This window comes from Microbacterium sp. NPDC089186 (genome assembly GCF_040685115.1).
Taxonomy (GTDB): domain Bacteria; phylum Actinomycetota; class Actinomycetes; order Actinomycetales; family Microbacteriaceae; genus Microbacterium; species Microbacterium galbum.
In genome coordinates this window covers 331,973-349,501 of the sequence record NZ_JBFBHJ010000002.1, presented here as the reverse complement: position 1 = coordinate 349,501, position 17,529 = coordinate 331,973, and the positions used below count along the sequence as shown (strand labels likewise).

The following is a 17,529-nucleotide window of genomic DNA, read 5'->3' as shown; positions in this document are numbered from 1 at the left end:
CGCGGTCGTGCACGCCCCGGCGCACTCCCGGTCCGCCGCACGCCCGCCGCGACGCCGCGCGTCAGCCCCGCGCCGCCCGGTCGAACCGCATCGCGTACGCCCGAGTGAACACGGCGCCGCCCGGCCCGCGCAGCACGGTGCGCAGCGCGGCCGTTCGTGCCGCGTGCGCGGGGGCGCCGGCCGCGCGCCCGAGCAGCGTGTTCAGGAAGGCGAGACGCGCCGCGTGCCGCGCCGAGGCCAGGCGGTCGCGCTCCCACCGAGCGAGATCCGTGTCGTCCCCGCGCCGTACCCACGGTTCCAACAGGGGCGCGAGCGTTAGCGCGTCGAGCAGGCCCAGGTTCATCCCCTGACCGCCGATCGGGCTCACCTCGTGCGCCGCGTCGCCCACGACGATCACCCGTCCGCGCCGCAGGGCCGGAGCCACGGCCCGCCGCACCCCGAACGTCGACGCTCCCGTGATCTCCACGTCGGTCGCCGTGCGAGCGGCGACGGCGTCGCGGAGGAAGCCATCGGCATCCGTCACCTCGCCCGTCCCCGCCCACGCGACGAGACGGCGTCGTCCGTCCGGCAGCGGGAACGACTCCACCACACCGTCGCGCTCGAGGTGCACGCGTGCGACCGGCCCGCCGGATGCCACGACGTCCGCCATGACGTACCGGTCGGGGTAGTGGTGCGTGCGCACCGCTCCCGGGCGGTAGACGAGGTCGCGCCCCGACCACCCGGTGGCGACGACGACCACCCGCGCGCGGATCTCGCCTCCGTCGTCGAGCTGTGCGCGCACGCCACCGCTCTCCTGGCGCAGCGAGGTCACCCCCACGCCCCGCCGCACCGTCGGGGCGAGCGCCGTGAGCACCTCGATCGTGTCGGACTGCGGCAGGGCTGCCACGTACGGATGCCGGGCCCGCAGCCGGTCGAATCGGATCTCGGCCAGCACGCGACCGTCGGCGCGAGCCTCGCCGCGCGCGATGCGCACCGCCCGTTCCCGGATGCCGTCCGTCGCCCCCGAGGCCTCGAGCAGGGCCAGGGCGGGGGAGTGGATGCCGATCGCCCGCGTGCCCGCACCGGGGTCGGTGCGCCGCTCGACGACGTCGACCTCGACACCGCGCGTGCGCAGATCCGCCGCGAGGGCGAGCCCGACGGGACCGGCGCCCACCACGAGCACATCGGTCACGCGCGTCCTCTCGCCGTCGCGAGGACACGGAACGGCGCCGGCGTCTCGACGGCCCACGGGGCGCCCAAGGCGGCGGCCAGCTCCGGCGCGCGGTAGCTGCGCCGGATCGAGCGCAGCCCGTCCACGCGCAGGAAGGTGCCGACCGAGAGTGGCGCGATGCCCACCGCGTACAGGCCGTAGGCGAGGCGCCCGCGCGCGATGTCGGCGTGCAGCACCGCACCGCGCGAGAGGGCGAGGCTGTCGTCGGCGAAGGCCGCGAGCGACGCGTCGTCGAGATGGTGCAGCACGTGGTTCGACAGCACGAGGTCGAACGTCTCGCCGGCCGCGATCAGCTCTCGCGAGCCCTGGGAGACGAACCGCACCCCGGGACGCTCCCGCAGCCGGGCGGCCTCGTGCGCGCGGGGGTCGGGATCGGCCCCCACCCACTCGACCTCGAGGCCGTCGCGCGCAGCGAGGGCGGCCAGACGCGCGACCACGTCGCCGCCGCCCGACCCGAGGTCGAGCACGCGGGCGGGGCGACCGAGAGCCGAGAGCTCGGGCCGCACGCGCGTGCGGTACACCCGGCCCCAGGCCGAGACGAGGCGGTTCACGACGTCGAACCGGCGGTAGGTCGCCGAGAGCGCCCGCGGATCGCAATCGGGATCGTCCATCAGCTCGGTCAGCGCGGTGTCGCGCCGCGCGAGACCGGAGAGCGCGCTCACGCCGAGGCGCGGCGCGCGGTGATGGTCGCCGCCTCCACGGTCAGTCCCGGACCGAAGGCCATCGCCGCCACCCGGTCGCCGTCCTTCAGGGCGGAGTCGGCGAGCAGGTCGCGCAGGATGAACAGCAGCGTGGCGCTCGACATGTTGCCGTGCCGGCGCAGCACCTCGCGCGAGGCAGCCAGGGCAGTGGCATCCAGTCCGAGGGCGCTCTCGACGCGGTCGAGGATGCTGCGCCCGCCCGGATGCACCGCCCATGCGTCGACGTCGGCGAGGTCGCCGAGCACGTCGGCGGCGATCGCCGAGATCTCGCGACCGATGATTCGCGGAACTTCGGGCGTGAGCGTCATCTCGAAGCCCGAGTCGCCGACGGTCCACGCCATGTCCTTCTCGCCGTCGTCAGTGACGTGGGTGGCGAAGCCGTCGAGGTCGAGTCCGTCGCGCGAGGCATCCCCGGATGCCACGACCGCGGCGCCCGCGCCGTCGGCGAACACCGAGGCGGCGACGATCTGGTCGGGGTGCGACGAGGTCTGCCAGTGCAGCGAGCACAGCTCGGTGCAGGCGACGAGCACGACCGCGGCGGGGTCGTCGCCGACGATCCGCGCCGCGAGGCGCAGCGCCGGGATCGCGGCCGCGCAGCCGATGAATCCGAGGTGGTACCGCTCGACGGTGGGCGAGAGCCCGAGGTCGCGCACGAGGTGGTAGTCGGGCCCGGGGGCGAACATCCCCGTGCACGAGACCGTGACGACGTGCGTCACGGCATCCGTGCCGTATCCGGACCCGTCGATCGCGGCGCGCGAGGCCGCGGCGAAGAGCCCCGGGGCGGTGCGGCGGTATTCGTCGTTGCGGGCCCCCGTCGGCGGCATGAGCAGGGTGTCGCCGTCGCGCACGGGGAGGCCGTCTCCGGCGGCACCCGCGAGCTGCGGCAGCACGACGTGACGGGTGTCGATCGCGGCGGCGTCGAAGGCGGCCCCGACCAGGCGCTGGGCCTTGCGGTCGAAGCCCGGCTGCGCGGCGAAGAGGTCGCGCAGCGTCGACTGGGTGACGCGGGTGTCGGGCAGGGCCGTGCCGATCGACACGATTCGGGCGGTCATGCCTCACTGTAGACACGCTTCGCGGGCCCCGGCGCGGGGATGGTGCGGGTGTCGCACGGCGTCTATGGTGCGGGCACCGCCGGAGACGTCCGCGACCCTGTCAATCCCCGCGGCGATCTGCCGACCCCGACCTACCGTGGCCCCTCGTTCACGATCAAGGAGTGCGCCATGACCGGTCCCCGCCCGCTCGACCCCACCCGCGTGACCGCCCAGAAGGCGGTGCGCGAACCGAACGTCCGCGTGTGGCTCGTGGCATCCGGCGTCCTCGCCGTCATCGCGATCGTGTTGTTCGCCTTCTCGATCCCGATCGTCGCCGCGTGGGCGTGGATCGGCATCGCCTTCCAGGTCGCGATCTTCGCCGCCCTGCTCGCGAACGGCCTCGGCGGACGCCGCACCGCCTATCAGGGCTACATCTTCGCGGTGCTGATGTGCGTGCAGGCGGCGGTGGCGCTGCTCGTGATCGTCATCGTCGCGATCGCCGCGTGGATGCCGCCGGTCTGACGCTCCGCTCGTGTCGGCCCATGCGCGCGGGTGGCGCGAGGCGGCCGAGCCGGTCGAAGCCACCGGGGCGCGTGACTCCGGGTGCCGACGACGGGGTCGAGGGCCTGTGTCGCGCTCGTCGGAGCCCGTGCGTCACCGTCCCTCCGACGGGCTCAGGGACCTGCCCCCGCTCGCACGACGACGCCCCGTCCGGGGATGCCGGACGGGGCGTCGTCGTGCAGTCAGCCGCCGAGGACGCTGCTCACGTCGGTCGGGCTGTCGAACTCGTCGACGTCGACGGATCGCAGTCTCTCCAGCAGCTCCTCGGGGGCGCCGTTGTCTTCGGCGATCCCGATCAGCTCGTGCCGGCCGACGGGGTAGTCGACTCCGGCGAGGTATTTCTGCATCTCGATCGCATCGGGCAGATCCGCCATGGTGCTCTCCTTCTTCGTGGGGGTGCGGTCACAGAATGGGCTTGCCGCCGGTCACCGCGACGCGGGCGCCGGAGACGTAGCTGGCCTCGTCTGAGGCGAGCAGGACGTACACCGGTGCGAGCTCGGCGGGTTGCCCCGGGCGTCCGAGCGGAACCTGCTCGCCGAAGCTCTCGACCTTCTCCGCGGGCATCGTCGCCGGGATGAGCGGTGTCCACACCGGTCCCGGCGCCACGCTGTTCGCCCGGATGCCGCGCTCGCCGAGCAGCTGGGCGAGAGAGGCGGTCATGTTGGCGATCGCGGCCTTCGTCGCGGCGTAGGGGAGCAGCTGCGGCGACGGCATGTCGGAGTTGACCGAACTCGACGCGATGATCGACGCCCCCTCCGTCAGGTGCGGCAGAGCGGCCTTTACGGTGTGGAAGTACGCGCTGACGTTCGTCGCCCAGGTGTGGTCCCACTCGCTGTCGTCGATCTCCTCAAGCGTGTCGTGGCTCATCTGGAACGCGGCGTTGATCACCAGGACGTCGAGTTTGCCGAGGTGCTCCACCGTGCGGGCGACGAGGTCGCGGCAGTGCTGCGGGTCGGAGACGTCTCCCGGGAGGAGGACGGCGCGACGGCCGGCGTCTTCGACGAAGCGGCGGGCCTGCTCGGCATCCTCGTGCTCGTTCAGATAGGCGATCGCGACGTCGGCCCCCTCGCGGGCGAAGGCGAGGGCGACGGCCTTGCCGATGCCGCTGTCGCCTCCGGTGATGAGGGCCACCTTGCCCTCGAGTCGGCCGGAGCCGCGGTAGCTGTCCTCGCCGTAGTCGGGGGTCGGATCCATCGCCCGGTCGGTGCCGGGGACGCTCTGCTGCTGGGCGGGTTGCGACATGTCTGCCTCCTGGGGATCGGAGGACCCACCTCACGCGCCGCACGGCGATCGCGCACGAGGGTTGACAGTGCTCCGGTGTCGTCGGGGAGGGGATGCCGAGGCGGCTGAGCCCGTCGACGCCTGCGGGGCCGTGCGCCCGGCCCCGTCGACGGGCTCGGCGACCTGGGGGTTCTGCGCCCGTTACCGCCGACGGGCTCGGCGACCCGGGGGTTCTGCGCCCGGTACCGCTGACGGGCTCGGGCAACCGCGCGGTCCCTCTGTTGGGCTCAGGGACTTCCGGTGTGCTCGGGCCGCGCGCCCGCGCCCTGCGCTCAGGCCGCGATCGCGTCGCGCAGCAGCAGTCCGGCGATGGCGCCCCGGTACTCGTCGATCATGCGGCGGCGGTCCAATCGTCCGCGGGCCGCGAGAGCGGCCCCGCGCAGGGCCGGACGCAGGGCGAGGGCGTCGCCCCACGCCTCGGCGATGGCGGCGACGTCGCGCGCGGTGACGAGACCGAACCCCTCCACCATGCGCGCGGCGTCGCCGACGTCGGTCGTCACGGGTACGGCCCCGGAGGCCGCGCCCTCGACCAGGCAAAGCGGAGACGCCTCGCCGAAGGCGCTCGTGAGGGCCACGACGTCGGCGATGCGGTACAGCTCGGGCATGTCCTCGCGCAGGCCCAACGCGTGCAGGGCGACCTCGACACCGACCCCGCTCTCGGCGCGCAGCGCGCGGAACGCGGGGTTGTCGGCCGTCATCCCGGAGCCGCACATGAGGTAGTGCGTGGCGGGCGCGCGGCGCGCGTGCGCGGCGACGGCGCGGAGGAAGAGCCCCGGATCCTTCATCGCGTCGAAGCGAGCGGCCAGCAGCACCACGGGTGCCGACTCCGGGATGCCGAGGGCCGAGCGGATGCGACGGCGCTCCGCCCGCGTGCCCGGGCGGAAGCGGCGTGTGTCGATGCCGTTGTCGATGACCCACGCCTCGTGCGCCGCCACCCCGGCCCGCGCATAGGCGTCGGAGGTCGACAGGGCGCACGAGATGGTGGCCGTCACGGCGCCGGAGGCGGCGGCATCCGTCAGCCATCCCAGGGCGGGGCCCGAGTGTGTCGGGTCGGACCGGTGCAGGCACGCCGCGACGGGGACGTCGGGGAGCAGACCTGCCCGGTCCAGCGCGACGACGAGGCTCAGCGGCTGCTCCTTCAGCGAGAGCACGACGTCGGCGTCGGAGAAGAGAGCGGCGGCGTGGTCGAGCTCGGCCGCGGTGTAATCCTCCGGGGCGATCGGGCGGTCGCCGGCGATGCGGTCGAACGCCGTGATCTCCACGCCCGCCTCGCGAAGGCGCCGGTAGCGCGTGTCATCGCGCGCGAGCTGCAGCGACGCGTCGCGGCGCGCGGACGCGGTGAGCGAGAGCACCCGGTGCTCCTGCGAGCCGTCGCGCGCGAGTCCCGCGACGACGTCGGAATGCAGGATGCGGGCTCCACCGGCGAAGAAGCCCTCGTAGAGGGAGAGCACACGGATGGATCGCGTCATCGGGGTCTCGTTTCAGCCGGGGAGAGGCACCGCGGATGCGGTCGTCCCATGCTGAGGCGTGGACCCCGTGGGCTGGGTTACGCCCGGGAGACCATCGTGTGAACGCCCGGACACGAGCCGACGCGCCGGCCCCCGGGGGAGGGACCGACGCGTCGGGTGAAGGGGCGGTGGGTCAGGCGCGGGGCGCGACCACCATCGCCTCGCCGGCGTCGCGTGTGCGCGACCAAGGCCAGCGCGGCGCCGTGCGCTCGCGCGGTTCGTCGGTCGATCGCGGCACGATGCCGTTGCCCATGGCGGTCGACATGGCGATGCTCCACACCGAGCCCGCCTGCTGTCCGCTCTGCTGTCCGTAGATCATGATGTGCTCCTCACTCCCGTCTCCCGACGGGATGCCCCGTCTCCCGACGGGCGTCTCGACCTCCGTCATAACCCGACGCGGGTCGCGGCGGTGCCCGCTTGACAACGGTGACATGATGCGCATCCCGGCGGCGCCGCCGGCCGCGGGGTGGAGCGAGCCCGGTGCCCCACCCCGCGGTGTCCTCACGCGCCGCGAACGGTCTCTCCGGCATCCTGCGCGCGGTCCCGCACGGTGGAGACCGCGTCGGCGGAGTCGTCCTTGACGTGCTGCACCGCTTCGGCGGCACGATCCTTGACGGCGTCGACGGCCTCGCCCGCGGGTTCCTTCAGGTCGGCGACGATGTCGTGCGCGACGTCCTTCGCCTCGTCGATCAGCGGAGCCGCCTTGTCCTTCGCCTTCGCGGCCGCGTCGCGTTCGGCGCGCGAGGGCGGGATGAGCGAGGCGAGCACGAGGCCCGCGCCGAAGGCGACGAGCCCGACGGCGAGCGGGTTCCCCTTCACCGCGTGGCCTGCGTCGTGCGCGGCGTCCCCCGCCCGGTGGGCGAGGCCGGATGCCGTGCTCCCGGCATCGTCGGCGACCCCCATCACGCGATCGCGGACGCTGCGGACGGCGCCGTGCAGCTTGCTCTTCTGCCGATCGACGATCTTCGAGGGCGTCACCTTGTCGGCGAGGGCATCGACGTCGGAGCCCAGGTCGGCACGGGTGCGCTCGATCTCGGCGCGGATGGCTTCCGGTGAATCGGTCATCGGTTCTCCTCATTCCTTGCGAATGCTTCCGGTATCTCCTGAAGGGTGGCCGCGGTCTGCGGCATCCCTTCCACGGTCTTGAGGCGGCTCCGGCCGATGGCGAAGAGGATCCCCGCGACCACCGCCCAGATCACGGCCACCACCACGGCCGACCAGGCGTGCCCGATCAGCAGCGCGAGCGCCTCCCAGAGCGCGATCGAGAGGAAGAGCACGACCATGCCGGCCGCGTATCCCGCGCCACCGAGCAGCCCGGCGCCCTTCGCCGACTTCGTCGCCGACTCCTTCACCTCGGCCTTGGCGAGAGCCAGTTCCTGCCGCATGAGCGTCGACATGTCGCGAGTGACCTCGCCGACGAGTTCGCCCAGCGACGTCGTCGCAGCCTTCTGCTCAGAGGGTGTCGGGTCGGTCATCAGAACCTCCCTCGCGTGCGCCGTCGAGGCGTGCCGCCGACTCGGTGTACAGCGGCGGGTCGTCGACGTCGGCCGTCAGGCCCGTGCCGTCGCCGACAGGCTCTGTCGGCCGCGTGCCGTCCACGACCGGGACGATGGGCGTCGCGTCGACGACGCCGACCGGGGGGACGTTCCCCTCGAGCCGGTCCGCGCCGTCGTCGCTGGCCCGGACCGCGGCGTCCGCATCCGCATAGCGCGGACCGCCGAGCGTCGCGGGAGCGGACGCACCCGAGTCGTCCGACGCGGCTCCGGCGGCGATCGCGCGACTGAGCCGGCCGACCACGACCCCCGCGATGGCCGCGACGGCGATGAAGGTGCCGGGGCGACGACGTGCGAACGCGGTGACGTCTTTCACGAGCTGCTGAGGGTCGCGATCCGCGAGCCACGAGCCCACGGTCGACGCGTGCTCCGCTGCGCGGCGCACCACCTCACCCGCGATCCCGCCGCCCTCGTCGGCGTCGGCCATGCGGGTGAAATCCTCGCCCAGGGAGCCGAGCCCGTCCGCGAGGCGTTTCTGCTGGGTCGCGGCCTGGTCCGACAGCTCACGGCCCGACTGCGACACGAGGTCGCCGATGCGCGCCTTTGCCTCGCCGGCGACGGCGGCCGCTTCGTGGGCGCCGGACTGCGCGACCTCCTGGGCGGCGTGCCCCGCCGTCTTCGCGGTCGCCGATGCCTCCTGCGCGGCGGCTCCCGCCTTCGCGGCTGTGCCCGAGTCCTCGTCCTGAGACGTGGTGAATTGCGACATGTTCGCTCCTTCCGTGGCGTTGGGGTGTCCGGTCTAGGTCCGGAACCACTGCTGCGGCTCGGGCCTTGCCCCGGTGCGGATGGCGTGCAACGCGCGAGGCGGCCGGTTCGCTTCGGAAAGCGTCCGATGGACGGACCCGCCCGACGGCCGGTCGCAACGGTCGTGCGCGCCGCCGCGGAATGAGTACGATCATGGGTCGTGCAGTCATCCGAAGCCCCGCTGTCGCCCCTCCCCGGGTCGGCGCTCGGGCGTGCCCTTCTCGCCTACGGTGAGGCGCGGCGCACCGCCGCCGCCGAGGCTCGCCGCGCCCTGTCGCTGAACGAGCTCGATGCCCGGGCGCTCCTGTTCATCGGCGACAACCCCGGAGCGCGCCCCTCGCACGTGCGCGACCATCTCGGCATCACCTCGGCCGGGGTCACCACCCTCATCGACCGTCTCGTCCAGCGGGGAGCGGTCAAACGGGATCTGGACGCCGAGGACCGCCGCGTGAACCACATCACGGCCATCGTCGATCTGGATGCCCCGCCGTGGTCGGAGCTGCGGGCGTTCGACGCGGCGATTGAGGATGCCGTCACCCGCATGGACCCGGCCTTGGCCGATCGCGTGGCCCGGGTCATCGACGAGCTCGTCGCGCACGCGCGACGCTGACGGCGGGGTGCGACGCGGGCATCCGGTCACGCGTCCGGCTGCCGCGACGTCGCGACGTCGCCTCGGGACCCCGCGCACCGAGCGTCGGTGACGGACGGCACGCGACGCGCCGGGTCGAATTATTCAGCGGCCGCGAGGAAGGCTTCCGAGCGGGCCTGGAGGAACGAGCACAGCGCGGCCAGGGTCGCGAGTTCTCCCGCGAGGGCCATCACGCGGCCGGCCGGCAGGGGAGCGGCGTCTTCGCGCGGTTCGAAGGTGACTGACCAGTCGGTGGCGCCCTGCTCGGAGCCGGGGGCGACGTAGAAGGTGGTCGATACGCTGCGCAGCTGGGCAGCGATCAGTCCGGCATCCCCGCCGTCGTCGTTGTCCTGCGGGATGACGCGGAGGATGTCCGCGTCGTCGTAGCCGAGGGCGCGGAAATCGTCGATCCACGACTGCAGCGTGGTCACTGTGCGAAACGGCATCGGGTCCCCTCGACTGGCGGGGCGCCGAACGGGCGCCGCACCCATTATGACGGCGGCCGGACGCACGGAGGGGGAATGACGGTGATCGCATCGACGGCACCGGGATCGACGGCGAGGGGGAGGGAGACCATCGGACGTTCCAGCGCGAAGTCACGAGCTCCGCGCCGGAACGCCTCCGACCACCGCGCCGGGGAGCGGGAGCGGTCGGGTCGCTGCATCGAGATGCCGCCTGCGAATGCTCGCCGCGGTTCGGCGACGGGTCAATGTGCGCCGCGCGATGCTGCGCTTCGCGGCTGTTCACTCGCGTCCCGCGGCCGACGACGCCGAAATGCGCATTTTCCGCATTTTGATGGATACGGTGAATGCGGATGGGGGGTCATCCGCGCCGACCGTCGCCGGTCGGGTGCGTCATCGTCGATCTGTGCATTGCGGCGCGTGAGAGCGTTCCCATACCGGCGGGCGTCCTTCGACGCAATGGTCTTGCCGCACATTCTCGGACGATTTAGGAAGCCTGCGTGGAGCATACGAACATCGAGACCCGCGACGCCGAGACGGTGGAGCACCTGTGGCAGACCATCGTCCCGGGAGCCCGCATCGCCCGCGCGGATGCCATTCAGCCCGCGATGGCGTGGCACGCGGCGTCCGAGCCGGGATTCGGCTTCTGCGACTACACGATCGGGTCGACGATGCTGGTCGAATCCGACCCCCTCGATCAGGTGGTGGTGGGCCGCATCGCCGGCCCGCGGGTGGTGGGGACCTATCGCCGCGAACGCATCGACACCGCGGTCCCCTTCATGGTGGTCGACCGTCCGCTGGAGATCGCATTCACGGGTCGCATCGCGGGCACCGGCGTCTCGTTCACGCGGACGGAGTTCGACGACGCCGCGCGTCGTCTGTCGGGGGACGAGGGCTTGCGCGTCCGGGCGACGGGCCATGCCCCCGTGAGCGAGCAGCGTCTGCGCTATTGGTCGCGCACGTGGGAGTACACCCGCGACGTGCTGTTGCGCTCGCCCGAGCGCACCCCGCTCATCCAGCAGCAGGCGCGCACGCTCATGCTCGAAGCCTCTCTCATGACCTTCCCGACGACCTTCACCGACGCCCTCGCCGCCGGCCGGCCGTCGCGACCCCTGCCCGCGCCCGTGCGTCGGGCGAAGGCCTACGTCGAAGCGCACGCCGCCGAACCCGTGGTGCTCGCCGACATCGCGGAGGCGGCACGCTTGTCGCCGCGCGGCCTGCAGTACGCCTTCCGTGCCGCCACCGGTCGCACGCCGATGCAGTATCTGCGGCGGGTGCGCCTCGACGCCGCGCGGGCGGAACTGCGCAGCGCCGACCCCTCGGTCGAAACGGTCGCGGCGATCGCCGCGCGCTGGGGTTTCTCCAACCTCGGCCGCTTCGCCGCCATGTACCGCGGGGAGTTCGGCGAGACGCCCTCGTCGACCCTGCGCTCCTGACGCCGGTCGGTGCGACCGCCGGTCAATGCCCGGCGCCGAGGCCGCCGCTGAGGCGATCGTGGAAGCGGGCCGCGGTGTCGTTCATTCCCTCGAGCTCGACGGTCGTGCCGAGGTGGGCGTACTTCGTGCGCACCGCATCGAGCGCGGCGACGGTCGAGGCGTCCCACACGTGCGAGCGCGACAGGTCGATCACGACGTGCGCGGGGTCGCGGTGGTACGCGAACCGGGTCGTGAGGTCGTTGCTCGAAGCGAAGAAGAGCTCGCCCTCCACGACGTAGCGGGCGGTGTCCCCCTCGACGGAGCGGGTGACGCTCGTCAGCGAAGCCACGCGGCGTGCGAACAGCACCGCGGCCGCGACGACGCCCACTCCGACACCGATCGCCAGGTTGTGCGTCCACACCGTGACGGCGACGGTCAGCACCATGACGATGGTCTCGCTCAGCGGCATCCGGCGCAGGGTCGAGGGGCGGATGCTGTGCCAGTCGAAGGTGGCGATGGACACGACGATCATCACGGCCACGAGAGCGGCCATCGGGATGATCGCGACGACGTCGCCGAACGCCAGCACCAGGAGCAGCAGGAACACGCCGGCGAGGAACGTCGAGATCCGGGTGCGCGCCCCCGAGGCTTTGACGTTGATCATCGTCTGGCCGATCATCGCGCAGCCGCCCATTCCGCCGAACAGGCCCGACAGAACGTTCGCGGCGCCCTGGCCGAGCGATTCGCGCGTCTTCGACGAGGGGGTGTCGGTGATGTCGTCGACGAGGGCTGCCGTCATGAGCGACTCGAGCAGGCCCACGACGGCCATCGCCACGGCGAACGGGAAGATGATGCCGAGCGTGTCGAGCGTGAACGGCACGTTCGGGATCAGCAGTGCGGGCAGGCTCTCGGGCAGGGCGCCCTGGTCGCCCACGGTCGGGACCGAGATGCCGAAGACAACGGCCGCACCCGTGAGCAGCACGATCGCCACGAGCGGAGCGGGGATTGCCTTGGTCACGCGCGGCAGCAGGTACATGATCGCCAGGCCCGCCGCGGCGATCGGGTACACCGCCCACGGCACCCCGATCAGCTGCGGCACCTGCGCGATGAAGATGAGGATGGCGAGGGCGTTCACGAACCCGACCATGACGCTGCGCGGGATGTAGCGCATGAGCTTCGCGACCCCGGCGAGTCCGAGGATCACCTGCAGGATGCCGCCGAGGATCACGGTCGCGAGGAGGTAGTCGACGCCGTGCTCGCGGGCGACGGGGGCGATGACGAGCGCGATCGCTCCGGTCGCCGCCGAGATCATGGCGGGACGCCCGCCGAGGAACGCGATGGCCACGGCCATGACGAACGACGAGAAGAGTCCGAGACGCGGGTCGACGCCGGCGATGATCGAGAATGCGATGGCCTCGGGGATGAGGGCGATCGCCACGACGAGACCGGCGAGCACCTCGCGGGTGAGCAGGCGCGGGGAGCGCAGCGCCTGCAGGACGGTGGGTTCGGGGCGCGGGCGCGCGAGGACGTCGGTCATGTCGATGCTCCTGAGGGGGGCTCGGTGGGAACCCGCGGCGGCGCGGGGAAGAATAGAGGGGTCGCAACCGCGACCGAGAAGAACTCTACCGTAACGTGAGGTTTGCGGGATCGGGGATGCCATGACCGAGGAGCGTCCGATGCAGATCGGCGAGCTCGCCGAGCGCACGGGGCTGTCGATCCGCACGCTCCGCCACTACGACGAGATCGGCCTGCTGCGCCCCTCGGCCCGCACCGAGGGCGGGTTCCGGCTCTACACCGCCGACGACGAATCGCGCCTGCTGCTCATCCGGCGCATGAAGCCGCTCGGATACTCGCTCGAGCAGATGGGCGAGCTGCTGAGCGTCGTCGACGGTCTCGAGGCCGATCCCGGCGACACCGCACTGCGGGATCGATTCGCCGGCATCCGCGACGAGGCGCAGCAGCGCCGCGAAGACCTGCGCCGCAAGGTCGCCGCTGCCGACGAGTTCATCGCGCAGTTGGAGGCGCGATGACCGCCCACGACATCACGCTCGAGGGGCACGGCATCCGTCTCTCTCCCGCCGACCCGTCCGACGCCGCCGCGGCGTGGCCCCTCACCGACCCCGACCTGTGGAGTCGCATGACGACGCCGTGGCCGGCCTCGGTCGACGCCTACGCCGCGCACGTCGAGCAACAGCTCGCCACCCCGGGGCTGTTCGCCTTCACCGTGCGGGATGCCGGCACCGGCGTCGTACGCGGATCGACCACGTTCTACGAGTACGTGCCCACGCAGGGGCGGGTCGAGATCGGGACGACGTGGTACGGACGCACGTTCCAAGGCGGGAAGACCAACCCCGCCGCCAAGCTCCTCCTCCTCGGCCACGCCTTCGAGACCTGGGGAGTCAATCGCGTGGCGATGCGATGCGACGCGCGCAACGAGCGCAGCGCCCGCGCCATCGAGCGGCTCGGCGCGACGCCGGAGGGGCGCCTGCGTCGGCACCGCGTCGCGCCGGACGGCTCCGTCGCCGACACGCTCTACTTCTCGATCCTCCGCGACGAGTGGCCCCCGGCGCGAGCGGGGCTCGAGGCGCGGCTCGCGGCATCCGCGTCACCCGACACGGCATCCGGCTGACGACGCGGCGAGACGTTGTGTGCCGGATGCTCGCGGCGTGCTGCCTCGTGAAGCCGTCGGGACCACGATGGGGCCCGCCGTGAGTCAGGGCCACGCCGGCAGCCGTGTAAGCTTTCCTGTTGGAAGTGTGTCCGAGCGGCCTAAGGAGCATGGCTGGAATCCATGTAGGCGGGGTAACTCGCCTCGCAGGTTCAAATCCTGTCACTTCCGCCACACGAAGAGCGTCATTCTCGAGATCGAGGGTGGCGCTCTTCGGCGTTCAGCCCACGCTCGCGCTCTCGCGCTCGGCATCCACCGCCCCCGGGCGCACCACGAGCGAGCGGGGCAGCACTCGCGCGAGCGCGCGGCGGGCCGGGGTCGCCCGCGCGAGCAGGCCCGCTCGGACGCGATCGACCGCCGCGGCCAGCGCCGGTCCGTGCGCGGGGTCGGGCGCGTCACCGGCATAGCTGACGCGCTCGAGGGCCTCCCGCAGCAGGTCGGCGTCGTCGGCGGCGACGCCGTGCTCCTCGACCAGTCGCGCGGCGAAGGCGCGAGGCGATTCGGCGCCGGGGGCTGGGATGCCGAGATCCATCGCGTCCTCCCGCAGCGCGGTCCACGCGGCCACGGCATCCCCCGCGCCCGCGGCGTTCAGACGTCGGCGGCGCCGGACGACACGCAACAGCGCCGGCACGAAGGCGGCCACGAGCAGCGCCAGCACCACGATCCCGACGGGCACCCAGGCGGCGCCCGGACGCGCACTCGTCGCCGCGGCGCCGGTTTCCACGGCCCCCACGTCGCCGCGGTCGGGTGACGAGGGCGCCGATGACGGCTGGGCGTCGGGGGCAGCGGCATCCTGTTCGGGGGTGGTGGGCGTGGCGCCGCCGTTCGAGGTCGATCCCGATGCGAAGTTCGTCGGCACCCCGAGGCTGTTCGTCGGTTCGAAGGGCACCCAGCCGATGCCCTGGAAGTAGACCTCCGGCCACGCGTGCAGCTGGCTCGAGGTGACGGTGTACTCGGTGCCACCCTGCTGGGGGATGCTGGAAGCCGTTCCCGGCAGGTATCCGACGACGATGCGCGACGGCATGCCGAGCGAGCGCGCCATCACCGCGAACGCGGAGGCGTAGTGCACGCAATATCCCGCGCGCACCTGCAGGAAATCGGCGACCGCGTCCAGTCCCGCGCCGTCGAAGCCTGCGTCGACCGGTGCATCGAGCGAGTACCGGAACGCGCTGCTGCGGAACCACGTCTGCATCGCGAGCAGGGCGTCGTAGGGGGTCGAGGTCCCGGCCGTCACCTCGCGGGCCGTGTCGCCGATGACCGAAGGCACATCGGCGGGCAGGGCGCTGACATCGGCGCTCAGGCCGGGGTCGCCCACCGAGCGGCTGCGGATCTGCTCGAGCGTCGGTCGCGGCACACTCGCCTGCACCTCGTATTGCTGATCGCGCGTGGAACCCGCGCGCGTGACGACCGTGCGGTTCTGCGGCATGCCGAGCCACTCGCCGTCGAGCCCGGTGACGGTCGCGGCGGGGTAGGGCACGGGCAACCAGGGGCTGTCGAGGGCGTCGACGGTGACGTCGGTGGTCCAGTCGACGCGGGCGATGTCGGCGTCGGTCTCGACCGGGCTGAACACCGCTCCGTCGCCCGGGACGGGCACGGTGTCGGAGCTGTCGGGCGACCAGACCGCTCCGTCGAAGCGGGAGAGGGTCACGGCCCGCAGGTACGGCGCCGTCGGGGCCGTCGTCCGCACGGTGAGCACGTCGACCTCCCGCGGTTGGCGCAGGTCGTTGCCGAGCTCGAGGTTGGGGTTGATGGTCGTGCCCGTGCCGCCCGATCCACCGGTGGCGAAGCGCAGGCCGGGCTGGGGGAGGAGCGGGGTGGCGACCACGGCGACGATCACGGCGACCACGGCGACGGCGAGGGCCGTCGCCGAGACCCCCAGACGACCGGGCGCGCGGGCGGAGGGCCGCCGCGGCGCGGGAGCTGCGGCGCGAGCCCGCGTATCGATGCGGAGCAGGAAGAGCAGCGAGGCGGCCAGCAGCACGAAACCGGCGACGTCGACGTCGGAAGGGATCGCGATCGTGGGGATGAGCGAGACCGCGACCAGGCCGACGCCCGCGAGCAGCGGCATGCGCGCCGTCAGCACGACGTGGTCGAGCACGAGGGCGAGGGCGCCGACCGCCGCGACGAGCAGGAAGCTCAGCCCGGCTTCGGGCGGCACGGGGGCCACCCCGAGGCGGATCTCCTCGGAGGCGCCCGAGAGCAGCCCCGGCACCGTCGCGAAGGTCGCCGGGGTGGGGATGACGCCGAGCAGGGCGGTCGAGCGACCGAACAGCAGCGTGAGCCCCACGATCCAGACCGCCGCCTCGATGATGGTGGCGACCACGGCGGGGAGGTGTGCGAGCCGCACGAGCAGCCCCGCCCCGAGCACCGCGGCGGACAGGGCCGCCGCGCCGGCCACCCACGCGCCGGGGGCGATCACCGAGAACGCGGGCAGCAGCGCCGCGATGATCGCGACGTACAGTCCCGCCGCCAGCAGCGCGGCGTCGCGCCGCCGCCGAGCGGTGCGCAACTGCGTGATGTCAGCGACCGACACGGGCGTACCCCTGCTCGATCGCGTCGTCCCATGCCGCGGCCACATCGCCACCGGGACGCACCTGCGCCGCGCGCCAGCCGCCCGCGCGCAACGAGTCCAGATCCGCGCGCTCGGCCACGACCAGCAGCATCGGAAGGGCGGAGCGCTGGGCCACGGCCCTGAGGGCCTCGAAGTCGTCTGCCTGCAAGGCCCCGGTGATCACGATCAGGAGGCCGGTGAGGCCCGCCGCCGTGGCGGGGACGACACGTCGTGCCGCGTCGTCCGGGCGCGCACGCAGGCTCGCGAAGGCCGCCGCGGTCGCACGGGCGTCGGCGTCGTCGCCGCCCTCCACCGGATCGGCCAGAAGCTGACCGTCGCTGTCCACGACGTCGACCGTGTACCCCTCGTGCACGAGCCGTGCGACCGCCGAGACGCATGCCGAGACGGCCGTCTCGAACGCCGCGTCGCCGCCGGGGGCGTGGGCGGCCACCGGAGACCAGCGCGACAGGGCGCGGTCGAGCACGATCGTGGCCGCGGGGCTCGCCTCCTGCTCCTCCTGACGCACCATGAGCGTGTCGCGGTGCGCGGTGGCCCGCCAGTGGATGCGGCGCATCGAGTCGCCGGGCGCGTACGGGCGGGCGACGAGGTTGTCGGCGCCCTGGCCGATCTGCAGCGTCGTGGTCTGCCGCGATCCGCCCGCTTCGCCCGCGGCGACGGGGAGCGCCGCGAGATCGCGCACCGTCGGCGCCACGGTCACGGCGGTGGTGCGGCCGAGGGCGATGCGCCGGCGCACCAGCCCGAACGGGTCGGTGGTGGTGACCTCGAACGGTCCGAGGGCGTGCACCCCCCGCGCAGCCCCCGTCACGTCGTAGCGCACCTCGATCGTGGAGGCCGTACCGCTGAGGCTCGACGAGATCGTCGGCGACGCCCCCTCGGCCGTCCCCGTCAGTCCCGCCGGCAGCGCGTCCCGCCACCGGCCCGGGGCCGTCGGCAGTGCGCTCTGGATACCCGCGCGAACGGTCACGCTCGCGGGCCCCCCGACCTCCGGCACCTCGGGCGAGACGACACGCGTGACGGCGCCCGATCCGCGGGTCAGCAGCAGAGCGACCGCCGACGCGACGAGCAGCGCCGCCAGGAGCGTCGCGAAGTACAGCAGCTCGGGGATGCCGGCGCGCTGGGCGATCACGAAGGCCGCCACGGCGAGCAGCAGCGCCCCCGTGCCGCGCACCGTGAACGGCCAGAACCGCCTCACCCGG

Annotated in this window: 19 protein-coding genes and 1 tRNA gene; 6 read left to right on the top strand and 14 right to left on the bottom strand. The window is 73.0% G+C overall.

The genetic code is table 11. From position 1 onward, the window contains the following. Positions 1-61: 61 nt before the first annotated feature. Genes AB0N82_RS07890 through AB0N82_RS07880 form a run of 3 tightly spaced genes read right to left on the bottom strand, consistent with a single transcriptional unit; the run spans position 62 to position 2,963 of the window. A complete protein-coding gene (locus AB0N82_RS07890) occupies positions 62-1,171 on the bottom strand; it encodes an NAD(P)/FAD-dependent oxidoreductase (protein WP_363390124.1) in 1,110 nt (369 codons plus the stop codon). Continuing rightward, positions 1,168-1,872 (bottom strand): methyltransferase domain-containing protein, encoded by a 705-nt coding sequence (locus AB0N82_RS07885; RefSeq protein ID WP_363390121.1) that lies wholly within the window; start codon positions 1,870-1,872, stop codon positions 1,168-1,170. The genes AB0N82_RS07890 and AB0N82_RS07885 overlap by 4 nt, the downstream gene beginning before the upstream one ends. Further along, positions 1,869-2,963, bottom strand: coding sequence for a type III polyketide synthase (locus AB0N82_RS07880; protein ID WP_363390118.1), 1,095 nt, complete (start codon positions 2,961-2,963; stop codon positions 1,869-1,871). The genes AB0N82_RS07885 and AB0N82_RS07880 overlap by 4 nt, the downstream gene beginning before the upstream one ends. A 168-nt stretch (positions 2,964-3,131) precedes the next feature. Between AB0N82_RS07880 and AB0N82_RS07875 the strand changes: the two genes are divergently transcribed. Next, positions 3,132-3,464 carry a hypothetical protein gene (locus AB0N82_RS07875; RefSeq protein ID WP_363390115.1) on the top strand — a complete coding sequence of 111 codons (333 nt, stop codon included), beginning with the start codon at positions 3,132-3,134 and terminating at the stop codon, positions 3,462-3,464. A gap of 221 nt (positions 3,465-3,685) precedes the next feature. Here the strand turns inward: AB0N82_RS07875 and AB0N82_RS07870 are convergent, their stop codons facing one another. The 7 genes from AB0N82_RS07870 to AB0N82_RS07840 form a co-directional block, all read right to left on the bottom strand. Next, positions 3,686-3,877: a DUF2795 domain-containing protein gene (locus tag AB0N82_RS07870; RefSeq protein WP_363390112.1), complete on the bottom strand. Its 192-nt coding sequence runs from the start codon at positions 3,875-3,877 to the stop codon at positions 3,686-3,688. A 28-nt stretch (positions 3,878-3,905) separates the two neighbouring features. Beyond that, positions 3,906-4,745, bottom strand: a complete 840-nt coding sequence (locus tag AB0N82_RS07865; protein ID WP_363390109.1) for an SDR family oxidoreductase — start codon at positions 4,743-4,745, stop codon at positions 3,906-3,908. Between the two features lie 311 nt (positions 4,746-5,056). Next, positions 5,057-6,253 carry a glycosyltransferase gene (locus tag AB0N82_RS07860; protein ID WP_315994925.1) on the bottom strand — a complete coding sequence of 399 codons (1,197 nt, stop codon included), beginning with the start codon at positions 6,251-6,253 and terminating at the stop codon, positions 5,057-5,059. A 172-nt stretch (positions 6,254-6,425) separates the two neighbouring features. Beyond that, a complete protein-coding gene (locus AB0N82_RS07855) occupies positions 6,426-6,611 on the bottom strand; it encodes a hypothetical protein (RefSeq protein WP_363390106.1) in 186 nt (61 codons plus the stop codon). A 182-nt stretch (positions 6,612-6,793) separates the two neighbouring features. After that, positions 6,794-7,357, bottom strand: a complete 564-nt coding sequence (locus AB0N82_RS07850; RefSeq protein WP_315994923.1) for a DUF3618 domain-containing protein — start codon at positions 7,355-7,357, stop codon at positions 6,794-6,796. Next, positions 7,354-7,767, bottom strand: a complete 414-nt coding sequence (locus tag AB0N82_RS07845; RefSeq protein ID WP_315994922.1) for a phage holin family protein — start codon at positions 7,765-7,767, stop codon at positions 7,354-7,356. Before AB0N82_RS07845 ends, AB0N82_RS07850 begins: the two co-directional genes overlap by 4 nt. Next, complete coding sequence (locus AB0N82_RS07840; RefSeq protein WP_315994921.1) at positions 7,745-8,551, bottom strand: hypothetical protein; 807 nt, start codon at positions 8,549-8,551, stop codon at positions 7,745-7,747. The genes AB0N82_RS07845 and AB0N82_RS07840 overlap by 23 nt, the downstream gene beginning before the upstream one ends. A gap of 198 nt (positions 8,552-8,749) precedes the next feature. Between AB0N82_RS07840 and AB0N82_RS07835 the strand changes: the two genes are divergently transcribed. After that, positions 8,750-9,199 carry a helix-turn-helix domain-containing protein gene (locus AB0N82_RS07835; RefSeq protein WP_363390101.1) on the top strand — a complete coding sequence of 150 codons (450 nt, stop codon included), beginning with the start codon at positions 8,750-8,752 and terminating at the stop codon, positions 9,197-9,199. A gap of 119 nt (positions 9,200-9,318) precedes the next feature. Here the strand turns inward: AB0N82_RS07835 and AB0N82_RS07830 are convergent, their stop codons facing one another. Next, positions 9,319-9,663: a hypothetical protein gene (locus AB0N82_RS07830; protein WP_315994919.1), complete on the bottom strand. Its 345-nt coding sequence runs from the start codon at positions 9,661-9,663 to the stop codon at positions 9,319-9,321. Between the two features lie 515 nt (positions 9,664-10,178). Between AB0N82_RS07830 and AB0N82_RS07825 the strand changes: the two genes are divergently transcribed. Beyond that, positions 10,179-11,114, top strand: coding sequence for an AraC family transcriptional regulator (locus tag AB0N82_RS07825; protein ID WP_315994918.1), 936 nt, complete (start codon positions 10,179-10,181; stop codon positions 11,112-11,114). A gap of 22 nt (positions 11,115-11,136) precedes the next feature. Here AB0N82_RS07825 and AB0N82_RS07820 read toward each other — a convergent pair whose 3' ends face one another. Continuing rightward, the gene (locus tag AB0N82_RS07820) at positions 11,137-12,630 is read right to left on the bottom strand and encodes a SulP family inorganic anion transporter (RefSeq protein WP_363390096.1); all 1,494 of its coding nucleotides are present in this window, start codon (positions 12,628-12,630) and stop codon (positions 11,137-11,139) included. Positions 12,631-12,751: 121 nt separating this feature from the next. Between AB0N82_RS07820 and AB0N82_RS07815 the strand changes: the two genes are divergently transcribed. The 3 genes from AB0N82_RS07815 to AB0N82_RS07805 all read left to right on the top strand — a co-directional run bounded on the left by AB0N82_RS07815 (position 12,752) and on the right by AB0N82_RS07805 (position 13,935). Continuing rightward, the gene (locus AB0N82_RS07815; RefSeq protein WP_363390093.1) at positions 12,752-13,123 is read left to right on the top strand and encodes a MerR family transcriptional regulator; all 372 of its coding nucleotides are present in this window, start codon (positions 12,752-12,754) and stop codon (positions 13,121-13,123) included. Further along, on the top strand, positions 13,120-13,722 hold the full coding sequence (locus AB0N82_RS07810; protein ID WP_363390090.1) for a GNAT family protein: 603 nt from the start codon (positions 13,120-13,122) through the stop codon (positions 13,720-13,722). Before AB0N82_RS07815 ends, AB0N82_RS07810 begins: the two co-directional genes overlap by 4 nt. Before the next feature lie 121 nt (positions 13,723-13,843). Next, a tRNA-Ser gene (locus AB0N82_RS07805) sits at positions 13,844-13,935 on the top strand. Between the two features lie 46 nt (positions 13,936-13,981). On the opposite strand, the gene AB0N82_RS07800 is transcribed toward AB0N82_RS07805, so the two are convergent. After that, positions 13,982-16,294 carry a DUF3488 and transglutaminase-like domain-containing protein gene (locus AB0N82_RS07800; protein ID WP_363390087.1) on the bottom strand — a complete coding sequence of 771 codons (2,313 nt, stop codon included), beginning with the start codon at positions 16,292-16,294 and terminating at the stop codon, positions 13,982-13,984. Beyond that, complete coding sequence (locus tag AB0N82_RS07795) at positions 16,281-17,525, bottom strand: DUF58 domain-containing protein (RefSeq protein WP_363390084.1); 1,245 nt, start codon at positions 17,523-17,525, stop codon at positions 16,281-16,283. Before AB0N82_RS07795 ends, AB0N82_RS07800 begins: the two co-directional genes overlap by 14 nt. Between the last annotated feature and the right edge of the window lie 4 nt (positions 17,526-17,529).